This window comes from Megasphaera sp. DJF_B143, assembly GCF_900320625.1.
Lineage (GTDB): Bacteria > Bacillota > Negativicutes > Veillonellales > Megasphaeraceae > Megasphaera > Megasphaera hexanoica.
This window is the reverse complement of sequence record NZ_ONTA01000317.1, coordinates 1-10,598: the sequence shown is the minus strand read 5'-3', so window position 1 is coordinate 10,598 and position 10,598 is coordinate 1. Positions and strand designations below refer to the sequence as shown.

At 50.4% G+C, this 10,598-nt stretch carries 15 protein-coding genes; 3 read left to right on the top strand and 12 right to left on the bottom strand.

The window, feature by feature from the left end:
• The 11 genes from upp to DBO31_RS09030 all read right to left on the bottom strand — a co-directional run.
• The coding region (gene upp / locus DBO31_RS09080) for a uracil phosphoribosyltransferase (RefSeq protein ID WP_150824993.1) at window positions 1-274 on the bottom strand (274 nt) is incomplete at its 3' end.
• A gap of 42 nt (window positions 275-316) precedes the next feature.
• On the bottom strand, window positions 317-754 hold the full coding sequence (rpiB, locus tag DBO31_RS09075; protein ID WP_059075970.1) for a ribose 5-phosphate isomerase B: 438 nt from the start codon (window positions 752-754) through the stop codon (window positions 317-319).
• 107 nt (window positions 755-861) lie between these two features.
• On the bottom strand, window positions 862-1,917 hold the full coding sequence (locus DBO31_RS09070) for an L-threonylcarbamoyladenylate synthase (RefSeq protein WP_150824992.1): 1,056 nt from the start codon (window positions 1,915-1,917) through the stop codon (window positions 862-864).
• Window positions 1,918-1,923: 6 nt separating this feature from the next.
• On the bottom strand, window positions 1,924-2,784 hold the full coding sequence (gene prmC, locus DBO31_RS09065; RefSeq protein ID WP_150824991.1) for a peptide chain release factor N(5)-glutamine methyltransferase: 861 nt from the start codon (window positions 2,782-2,784) through the stop codon (window positions 1,924-1,926).
• Complete coding sequence (prfA, locus tag DBO31_RS09060) at window positions 2,777-3,862, bottom strand: peptide chain release factor 1 (RefSeq protein WP_059075967.1); 1,086 nt, start codon at window positions 3,860-3,862, stop codon at window positions 2,777-2,779. Before prfA ends, prmC begins: the two co-directional genes overlap by 8 nt.
• 34 nt (window positions 3,863-3,896) lie before the next feature.
• On the bottom strand, window positions 3,897-4,850 hold the full coding sequence (locus tag DBO31_RS09055) for a DUF1385 domain-containing protein (protein ID WP_083237035.1): 954 nt from the start codon (window positions 4,848-4,850) through the stop codon (window positions 3,897-3,899).
• 69 nt (window positions 4,851-4,919) lie between these two features.
• A complete protein-coding gene (gene rpmE / locus DBO31_RS09050) occupies window positions 4,920-5,132 on the bottom strand; it encodes a 50S ribosomal protein L31 (RefSeq protein ID WP_059075966.1) in 213 nt (70 codons plus the stop codon).
• 101 nt (window positions 5,133-5,233) lie between these two features.
• On the bottom strand, window positions 5,234-5,794 hold the full coding sequence (locus DBO31_RS09045) for a phosphoribosyltransferase family protein (protein WP_059075965.1): 561 nt from the start codon (window positions 5,792-5,794) through the stop codon (window positions 5,234-5,236).
• An 88-nt stretch (window positions 5,795-5,882) separates the two neighbouring features.
• The gene (locus DBO31_RS09040; protein WP_059075964.1) at window positions 5,883-6,428 is read right to left on the bottom strand and encodes an NUDIX domain-containing protein; all 546 of its coding nucleotides are present in this window, start codon (window positions 6,426-6,428) and stop codon (window positions 5,883-5,885) included.
• Window position 6,429: 1 nt separating this feature from the next.
• Entirely contained in the window at window positions 6,430-6,669 is a 240-nt protein-coding gene (locus tag DBO31_RS09035; protein ID WP_059075963.1) for a hypothetical protein, read from the bottom strand.
• Entirely contained in the window at window positions 6,659-7,789 is a 1,131-nt protein-coding gene (locus tag DBO31_RS09030) for a hypothetical protein (protein ID WP_150824990.1), read from the bottom strand. Before DBO31_RS09030 ends, DBO31_RS09035 begins: the two co-directional genes overlap by 11 nt.
• 188 nt (window positions 7,790-7,977) lie before the next feature.
• Between DBO31_RS09030 and DBO31_RS09025 the strand changes: the two genes are divergently transcribed.
• The 3 genes from DBO31_RS09025 (at window position 7,978) to DBO31_RS09015 (ending at window position 10,091) form a co-directional block, all read left to right on the top strand.
• Window positions 7,978-8,253 (top strand): hypothetical protein, encoded by a 276-nt coding sequence (locus DBO31_RS09025; protein WP_059075961.1) that lies wholly within the window; start codon window positions 7,978-7,980, stop codon window positions 8,251-8,253.
• Window positions 8,254-8,467: 214 nt separating this feature from the next.
• On the top strand, window positions 8,468-9,094 hold the full coding sequence (locus DBO31_RS09020; protein ID WP_059075960.1) for a DUF47 domain-containing protein: 627 nt from the start codon (window positions 8,468-8,470) through the stop codon (window positions 9,092-9,094).
• Window positions 9,087-10,091, top strand: coding sequence for an inorganic phosphate transporter (locus DBO31_RS09015; RefSeq protein WP_059075959.1), 1,005 nt, complete (start codon window positions 9,087-9,089; stop codon window positions 10,089-10,091). The genes DBO31_RS09020 and DBO31_RS09015 overlap by 8 nt, the downstream gene beginning before the upstream one ends.
• A gap of 76 nt (window positions 10,092-10,167) precedes the next feature.
• Here DBO31_RS09015 and DBO31_RS09010 read toward each other — a convergent pair.
• On the bottom strand, window positions 10,168-10,598 hold a 431-nt coding region (locus DBO31_RS09010), incomplete at its 5' end, for a class II aldolase/adducin family protein (RefSeq protein WP_150824989.1).

Here is a 10,598-nt window from a genome sequence, read left to right as displayed (position 1 = left end):
GCATGAGATTGAGCATGCCCTGAACCATTCCCAGGCCGGCGCGCAGGATAGGGACAATGACCAGCTTCTTGCCGCTGATCTGCTTGCCCGTCATTTTCTGCAGCGGCGTTTCAATTTCTATGTCTTCCAGGGGAAGGTCTCTGGTGATTTCATAGGCCATGAGCATGGTAATTTCTTCTAATAGTTCCCGGAAATCTTTGGAATCTGTTTCTTTTTTCCGCATCAGCGTCACTTTGTGCTGAATCAGCGGGTGATTTAATACTTCGATCTGCATGTGGTATATTCCTTTCTTTATGACATATAGCTGCCTTGCGGCTTATTTATCCATTTCCTTAATCATGTTGACACGGACTTCATGACGGCCGCCATCAAACCCCGTAGAAAGGAAAATGCGGACGATTTCTCTGGCAAGGCCCGGACCGATGACCCGGCCGCCCATAGTGAGAATATTGGCATCATTGTGGCGGCGGCAGTATTCGGCAGAGAACATATCGTGGCACAAAGCAGCCCGGATGCCATGGACCTTGTTGGCAGCAATACCAATACCAATACCGGTACCGCAGACGAGGATACCTCTGTCAAATGTACCATCGGCAACGGCTTCAGCTACCTTTTTGGCAATGACCGGATAGTCACACCGTTCCGGCGTATGTGTACCATAATCAGTGTAGGCAATTCCCTGTTCGTCCAAGTATTGTTTGATGTTTTCCTTCAAATCGAAACCACCGTGGTCTGCACCAATTACTAATTTCATAGACTATTTCCTCCTGTACATAAATAAAATAAACACCGATGCGACAGACACCTTTGCTTTTCTTATTTATTATACTCTGACAGGACAGAAAAATAAAGCGTTCTTCCTTAAACGGAACGGACATCTCCGCCGGCAGATTTCTTCATGCGGTTCATAATAGCCATTCCCAGGCCTTCTTCATCGGTACCTTCAGCCAGGATATGATCTACATGGACACTGTCAAAGAACAAAAGGCCCGTATACAGCTGGGCTGCCAGGGCTGCCTTGTCATCATGGTCTCCCCAGATGTACATGGCATCTTTGGGAAATGCTTCAGCCGTCTGCCGGCTCACCAGAAAGCCTACTTTCTTTCCCTGGGCCGTAAGTTCCAATGCCTGTTGTTCCATAGCCTTCCGTACGTGTTCTACAGAGCCCACGTAAACCGTTACCGGAGCCGACGGCGCATAATGGCGGTATTTCATGCCCGGTGCTTTAGGTACGCCTTTCCCTGTAATGATGTGACGGTCTACATCGACCTTTCCTTTTCCCACGACTTCTTCCAGCATCGGCAGGGTCACTCCGCCGGGACGAAGAATTGTAACCGTATCATCATCGTGGCATTCGACAATAGTCGATTCGACACCGATATGACAGGGACCTCCATCGATGATCATATCGACCCGTCCATCCATATCGTGGGCGACTTCTTCGGCTGTCGTCGGGCTGGGCCGGCCGGACCGGTTGGCGCTGGGAGCTGCGACAGGTACACCGGCCGCCTTGAGGAACGCATGGGCAATATCATGGTCCGGGCAACGTAAAGCGACGGTATCCAGTCCTCCCGTGGCGGCATCGGGCACACAGGATTTACGTGGGAAGATAATGGTGAGAGGCCCCGGCCAGAACGCATCAAGCAGCTTCTGAGCCGTCGGCGAAACGTACGCGGCTACCTCATGAGCTGCCTCCTGGTCCGGAACGGTCAGGATGAGCGGGTTGTCGCTGGGACGCCCTTTGGCGGCGTAAATACTGCGGCAGCAGTCGGCATTGAGACCGTTGGCTCCGATACCATAAACCGTTTCTGTCGGGAATACGACGATGCCGCCATCCCGGATGATGCGGCCAGCTTCTTCCAATATATCCTTATCTTTTTCTACGTCCGTTATGCGGACTATTTTTGTCTTTTTCACACTGATCTACTCTTTTCGCTGGAATACGACGACCCGTTCGATGCCGCCGTAATCCTTTACTATTTTTTGTAATACGAAATGACCTGACGCCGTAAGAATCGAGGCAACATCCCGGCTCTGTCCGGCCCCACATTCGACGGCACAAAACCCGTCTACTTTCACATACGGCACGGCATCCCGGGCTATACGGCGGTAATAGTCAAGCCCGTCTTTGCCTCCAAACAAGGCCTGCCGGGGGTCATGGCGCACTTCCGGCTGCAAATGGTTCATATCATCTGCCGTCAGATAAGGGGGATTGGATACGACCCAGTCATAGACAGACGGCGGTACCGATGCAAACAGATCGCTTACCTGCCAGCTTACCCTGTCTGAAAGCCCCAGCCGTTCCCCATTTTTCCGGGCAACAGCCAGCGCCTTTTCTGAAATATCGACACCCAGCCCCTGGCACTGTGGCCTTTCGTGGAGCAGACTCAACAAGATGGCCCCGCTTCCCGTGCCTATGTCGAGGATCCGTGCCTCCGCTTCCGGTTCCAGCTGCTCCCATACGGTTTCGACGAGCATTTCTGTTTCCGGCCTGGGAATCAGCACGTTTTCATTGACCAGGAAATCCAGTCCCATAAAAGACCTTTCCCCCAGGATGTGAGCTACAGACAGCCGGTCAGCCCGTTTTTTGACCAGTTCCCGGTAGGAAGCCAGTTCTTCTGTTGTCATCGGTTCATCGTAGTGTGCATAGAGATAAATCCGTTCCTTCTTCAATACGTGGGAGAGGAGGATTTCCGCATCCAGCCGCGGCGAATCAATGCCCTTCGATGAAAAAAACTGCGTCGTCCAGGTGAGAAGTGCCCCTATGGTCCACAACTTACTCATTTTCTGATTCTTCTTTCATCAGTTCTGCCCGGTGCGCTTCCGCCAGAGCCTGAATGAATTCATCCAGGTCCCCGTTGAGGACGTTTTCCAGCTTGTACAACGTCAGATTGATGCGGTGATCCGTTACCCGCCCCTGCGGGAAATTATATGTCCGGATCCGTTCGCTCCGGTCGCCCGTACCGACCTGGCTGCGCCGTGCTTCCGTCACTTCTGCATCGGCTTCCTGCTGGGCTTTGTCCAACAGGCGCGCCTTCAGTACGCGCATGGCCTTGGCCCGGTTTTCCAGTTGGGACCGTTCGTCCTGGCATTCGACAACAATTCCCGTCGGCATATGGGTCATGCGGACAGCCGAACTCGTCTTATTGACGTGCTGACCGCCGGCCCCGCTGGATCGGAAATAATCGACGCGGACATCATCCATATTCAGATCGACTTCCACATCTTCCGCTTCCGGCAGTACGGCTACCGTAGCGGTAGACGTATGAATGCGGCCGCCGGCTTCCGTAACAGGTACACGCTGCACACGGTGTACACCTGATTCGTATTTCAGTTTGCCATATACGCCATGGCCTTCAACGGAAAAAATAACTTCTTTGAAACCGCCCAGTTCAGGAGCATTGGAACTGATGATACTCGCCTTCCAGCCAGGCTGTTTTTCGATGTATTTCATATACATGCGGAACAAATCTCCCGCAAACAGGGCTGCTTCGTCACCGCCGGCTCCGCCACGGATTTCCATGATGACGTTTTTATCGTCCCGCGGGTCTTTGGGCAGCATGAGGACATGCAGCTCTTCTTCCAGTCCGGCCTGCTTCTTTTCCAAATCCGCTACTTCCTCTTTGGCCATGGCGATGATTTCGGCATCACTTTCCGGATCTTTCAATAATTCCCGGTCGTCCCGGATTTGTTCCGTCACCTGTTTGTACTGACGGTATGCCTCTACTATCGGGGACAGCGACGCATGTTCCCGTGTCAGCTTCTGCCATTCTTCCTGGCGGGCAATGACCGACGGGTCACTGATGCGTTGTTCCAGATCCATAAATTTATTTTCAACAGCCTGCACTTTATCAATAAACACGTAAATTCCTCTCTTTCGTTACCACATCCCGGAGTTACGCCGATTCGACACGGGATGCATCCTCATTTCCGGGTTTTACTGGCGTAATCGTTACGGTGGCAGTTTCACCATCCGGCGTTTCCGTATGATCTTCCGGCTTGGCAGCATTCATCGCTTCAATAGCCACTTCAATCTGATCCGCATGAGGTTCCCGCGTCGTCAGATACTGGAGATACAGGCCCGGCTTAAAAATTGCCTGGACAAGCGGATTTTCCGTCCGCGCGGCTATGCGGATCATTTCATAACTGATACCAGCCACGACAGGCATTAAAAGAATCCGTGATACCACCCGTTCGGCCAGATTTGGCCACCCCAGGAAGGCAAAGACAAAAATAGAGACGACCATGACGATGAGCAGAAAATTAGTACCGCAGCGCGGATGAAGACGGCTGTGTTTTTTGACATTATCAACGGTCAGTTCTTCTCCTGCTTCGTAGGTCCAGATAGTTTTATGTTCAGCGCCGTGATATTCATAGACACGGCGGATATCGCTCGTAAGGGAAATGCCCCATATATACAATAAGAAGATAAGCAGCCGTAATACGCCTTCCACAATGTTCAGGCGGACGGCGCTGTCCATGACACCCGGTATGAATTTGGCGCCATACGTCGGAATGAGGAGAAAAATGACAATGGCCAATACAATCGAAAAAGCCATCGTTGCCATCATCTGCGGGCGGGACAGTTCCTCTTCTTCTTCGCCGGCAGCCTGGGCAGAATAGGACAGGCATTTCATGCCATATACCAGAGATTCATACAAGGCAATCGTACCGCGCAGCAGGGGTTTCTTCAAAATCGGGTACCGTTCACACAATGAATGTACTTCATCTTTTTTGACCGTAATCTGGCCGGACGGCGTCCGCACTGCCGTAGCAATATATTTCGGCCCCCGCATCATGACCCCCTCTATGACAGCCTGGCCTCCTACATACGTAGTGGGTTTATTCAAAAGGCACACCCCATTTCCACACAAACAAATAGAGCAGAGCATTTCTGCTCTGCTGCACACTTGTACTGCTTATTTACTAGCTTTTTTACCATAACGTTTATTGAACTGTTCGATACGGCCACGAGCCTGCTGAGCACGCTGCTGGCCCGTAAAGAACGGATGGCATTTAGAGCAAATTTCAACACGCAGTTCCGGTTTAGTTGAACCTGTTTCGAATGTATTACCACAAGCACACGTTACTTTGGCGTTGCTGTAGTATTTCGGATGAATTCCTTCTTTCAAAATTTACACCTCTTCTCATCTATCATACAAAACCTATGCTAGACTAGTTTAGCATAAAGGCCCGGGAAATGCAAGGGAAAATATCCGTTATTCCCATAGAATTATTCTGCATCCTCCGGTTTCAAAAGGGGAAGCGGTGCCAGATAAATGATATCTTCCCGTTTTGCCGCATCCCCTTCGGCCAGGATAGCCGCCTGTCCGGCAATATGAGCCCCGGCTTTTTCAGCCAGCGCCTTCAGAGCTTTCATCGATCCGCCCGTGCTGATGACATCATCGACGAGGAGGACCTTTTTACCGCGCATGAGCGCCACGTCAGCAGCCGAAAGGTACAGGCGCTGTTTGCCTGCTGTCGTTATGGATTCATCTTCTACCCAGATGGGATCATCCATATATGCTTTAACCGATTTCCGGGCCACGACATATTGTTTCATGCCGCTCAGACGCGCCATTTCATGGGCCAGGGGAATTCCCTTTGTTTCGGCAGTCATGATGACGTCTGTATCGGCAGGCATTTTTTTAACCAGTTCCCTTGCCGTAGCCGATACGATATCTACATCTCCCAGGATAACAAACCCGGCAATAGCCAGGTCGTCATTTAATTTGATGATGGGAAGCTGCCGTGTACAGCCGGCTACGTGCAATTCATAATAGTTCTTTGCCATATTACACACCTCATTTTTAGAGTTCTTATATTTTCATTATACCCTTTCTTCATTCTGGTGGCCAGAGCGATTCCGCCAGATTACCCGTTCACTGTAAATCGGACGGTGCATCGCTGCGGATGAAACCATTGGAACAGCGCATATCGTACAATGCTTCAATAAAGCTGTCCATATAAGGCAGGAACTGCTGCCGGTGAATCATATGGAGCACCTCGTCGCAGGCAGCATAGCGGGCAGCCCGGACTTCTGCATCCTGCAGGTGCAGGGACGACAAGGGAACATCGGCTATGACGACATAAATATCGTCAAACCCGTGATGGAACCGGAGCCGCATGAGCGGTGCCTGCCCGGTAAGATCAACAGGAAGTCCTATCTCCTCGCGCACCTCCCTCATGGCCGCTGCCTGGCTCGATTCGCCACTGTGTACATGCCCAGCAACAGTCAGATCCCAACATCCATCCAGCGGATCTCCCGGCTTCCGCCGCTGCTGGATGAGAAGACGCCCGGCATGATCGAAAATACAGACGTGGACAATGAGGAAGTATTCCCCGTCAGACAGTGTATCTTCCTGGCTGCGGTCGATAGTCCTTCCCGTAGACACGCCACGGTAGTCATAAATATCCAGACGTTCCATTTTATCCCTTCTCTTCTTTCAAAAATTGCCGTAACAGGCGGCGCAGTAATACCGACGGTTTTTCATCCGCTTCTTCACAATAGCGCTGCAGAGACTGCCAATCCGCATCGTCGAGATACGTATCGACTTTATGCCGCTTCTGCTTTGTTTCCTCTATCCGTGTCCTGCGCCTGGGGCGGGGTGGTTCTTCAGGAAAGAAATCCTGTATTTTCCGCCGCTTTGGTATTTCCTCAAACTCCATAAGCTGTTCCTCCCAGCGTTTCTAATGTATTTAATACGACCTTTACCCGTTCATATTCCTCGTCGAGGCGGCATATGTCTTCATGGCCGGTTTCATAATCGGCTTCCAGTTTCTCACCACTGCGGATATTGGATTCCTTTTCCTCTTCCAGACAATCTTCCAGAACGACGACATACTCACAAAGCTCATCACAGATATCGAGTATCCGGTTGCAATAGCCCTTATAGTCTTTCTGCAGGTCATACCAATCCTCTTCCAGGCGGTCTTCCCAGTCTTCCAGCTCTTCCCGGTGCTGTTCCAGATGATGACCGCGGCGGCTGAAATCAAAGACAGGCTTGCGCCCCCACAGGCCGGAATGTTCGTACTCTTCTTCGTCCTTCATGAACTGCCGGCGTTCCCGGGACAGGTCTGCCCGTTCCGTAAAGTAAGACCGGCATCGTTCCCGCCAGTCCAGCCAGAAAGATTCGGCTTTTTGTGCCGACTCTTCATATCCGGCCAAGGTATGGGCAAAGCTGGCAGCGTCATCCAGTTTGGCAAACACGGGCTGCCACGTCGTAAAATTACGGATACCCTTCAGGAGGCGCTGGTAAAAATCTTCCGTTTCCGTCATATCATCCAGGGGCACATACTTCCTGCCGGCCCAGTCGCGGTCGTATTCATTTTCCCTGTCCCGGACATACGACACAGCCTCTTTAAGGGCCTTTCGGACACTGTCCAGAGCGAGATTGCGCTTTTCTATTTTCTTCCGGGTACTCTCATGGTTTTCAAAATACGAGGCTTTCGCCTGCCGGGCTGTCCGTACCATATACAGATGACGTTCTATGCTGTCACAAATAATAGGAATCTGCGTATAAATAAAGCTAATCTTATCGGCTTCAGCCAACGACCCTCCATAAGACAAATTCCATAAGGATTTCGCATCAGCCTCAAAGTGGGAATACACTACCAATTCAGACGCACTGTTCCGTAATACCGTCAGCAGGCGGTCGTATTCAGGCAGGCCATCGGCCGGTTCAGCCGTATACGCCCGTATGTCATCCAGGACATGATCTGTATCCGGACGTGCCTTCTGGGTTAAACCGGTCTTTACTTTTCCTAATTGTTTTTTCAGCCAGCTCATCGATGTTCAACCTTCTCCCCTGATTCATTCCCAGCTTTTAATTATAGCAAATCATAGAGATTTGAACTAGTCACATAACACATTTTATACTTGCAGTATTGATACGAAGAAATAATCATTAGTAATTGACTGCACCCAATCTCATAGCTATAATATAGCCATTATAAATATTGAGGGGGAAATATTTGATGAAAAATCTGATTGTAATAGGTCTGTTCGTACTTCTTGTACTGAGCCATCTCTATCCCGGCAGTCCCGTGGCAACGTTAGCCATGCTTACTGCTTTGGTAGCTATCGGCGGCGCTTGCGTCAAACTTGGCGAATATATCTGGGGCAGCGACTGCGAAGCCTGGCTGACGGTTGTAGGTCTGGCCTCTACGGCACTCATCGTAACCTATGTCCCGGCCTGCGTTCCCCAGGGAATCAATCATCTGGCCCTCCTCGTAACGACTATGATTCACTAATAATAACTGACAGCTGGAATTTTTCCGGTTGTCAGTTATTTTTTTCTATTTTTCTCCTTGTATACATGTCAAGAGCTGGTAAAGCATGGTAAAATAGTAGTAAATAAGTAGTAAATACTTCCTTTAAATTTACATGATTTTTACAAAGTATTTACACAGGACTGACAAAGTATACGTATACTTTGAAAAGAGTATATTAGGAGGCGTACCTTACATGTTCAGCATCAGCAATAAACACGAAGAATTTTTTGACTATCTCATCGAAAATGCCGAGAAATTCCGGCGCGGCGCCGTCATCGCCAACGAAGTCATGAAAGACCTGTCACTCCTGCCGGATCATATGGAAGAAATTACCAATCTGGAACACGGGGCAGACAAAGTCAATTTTGATGTCATCAAACAACTGGCCCGCGTATTTATCACGCCGATCGACAGAGAAGATTTTTACAATTTGTCCTGCCGGCTGGAAGACTGTATCGACAACCTCCACGGCTTTATCATGCGCGTCGATATGTACCATATTACCCAATCGACGCCGGCTGCCGTGCGTGGTACGGAAGTCCTCATCGATATGGGAAATGAACTGGCCAGCACCTTTGAATTGTTAAAGAATATCGACAAGCACCAGGCAGAACTCATTTACCATACGGAAAAGCTCAACAAGATGGAAACAGAAGTAGACCATATCTACCGGGCAGAAATGTCCCGTATTTTCAGCGGGGAAATGCCGCTTCTGGATGTCATCCGCTGGAAAGATACGATGGCGTCCATCGAAGAAACAGCGGATAAAGTAGAAGCACTGGGTAACCTGATCAAAGGAGTGGTTATGAAGTATGCTTGATACGTACATGATTATCCTCGTCGTCGTTCTGGCCCTGATTTTTGATTTCATCAACGGCTTCCACGATACAGCCAATGCCATCGCTACCTGCGTATCGACACGGGCAATCCGGCCCGGCCTGGCTATCATCGGTACGGCTATCCTGAACTTTATCGGTGCCATGATTTCTACAGGCGTTGCCAAAACGATTGGCGGCGATATCGTCATATCGGCCAGTATGATCAATGAACTGATTATCGTGTCCGGCCTGACAGGAGCCATCATATGGAATCTCCTGACCTGGTACGTCGGCATGCCGTCCAGCTCTTCTCACGCTCTTATAGGCGGCATGATTGGCGCCGTTGCCATTTCTGTCGGCTTCGGTGCCCTCAACGGCTGGGGCATATTAAAAATTTTTCTCTCCCTTATCCTGTCCCCTATAACCGCCATCATCGTCGGTTATATTATCATGAACCTCCTCTTTTCCTTCTGCCATAATTACCGTCCGGCCGTCGTCAACCTGACGGCCAACCGGCTACAGATACTGTCCGCTGCTCTCATGGCCTTTTCCCACGGATCCAATGATGCCCAGAAATCGATGGGGATCATTACACTGGCCCTGCTTTCCGGCGGATTCATCGACACACTGGAAGTTCCTACTATCGTCAAACTGCTCTGCGCTGCCGCCATGGCCCTGGGAACCAGTGTAGGCGGCTGGAAAATCATCCGTACGGTAGGCGGCAAAATTTTCAAGATGCATCCCATCCACGGATTTGCTGCCGATCTCAACTCGGCAGTTGTTATCTTTACGGCCACGCTGCTTCACCTGCCCGTATCGACGACCCATGTCGTATCCGGATCTATCATGGGTGTGGGCGCTGCCCAGCGCGTTAAAGCCGTCCACTGGAACGTAGCGCGCCAGATGGTCTCTGCCTGGGTTCTTACCATCCCCTGCACGGCCGTCATGGGAGCACTCGCCTTCCTCATCATCCGTTATGTCTTCTTTGCCGTCGTCTAAAACCTCAAACCTCAAACAAAAAACAGGAACTGTTCCATGAACGCACATCATGGGACGGTCCCTGTTTTTTTATGTCTTATAAGGTAAATACATCAGCCAGGCTATGTACCTGTCCTTCTTCATGGATTACACGATAGGCTGCATGGAAAGTCATGGCATTGCGGTATATTTTAGCCACTGATTCCAGCGTTGCCATTCGATAAAACGCCTGGCTGAGGTTCGTACCTACGGCACAAGCCCCATGACTTGCCATGAGGATGACATTGACTTTCTTCAATCCCTGGGCACACTTGACGGCCAAATCCATTGACCCCGGTTCGGCAAAAGGCACGGTTATGACCGGTCCGAGGAAATCCCGCCCTTCCGTTACGACCTGACTGGGAAATTCCAATCCTGCCACTGATACAGCCGTAGCCGTTACAGGATGGCAGTGGACGATGGCTTTCACATCAGGACGGGCCTTATAGATTTCCAGATGAAGGCTCGTTTCGGACGACGCCTTGCCTT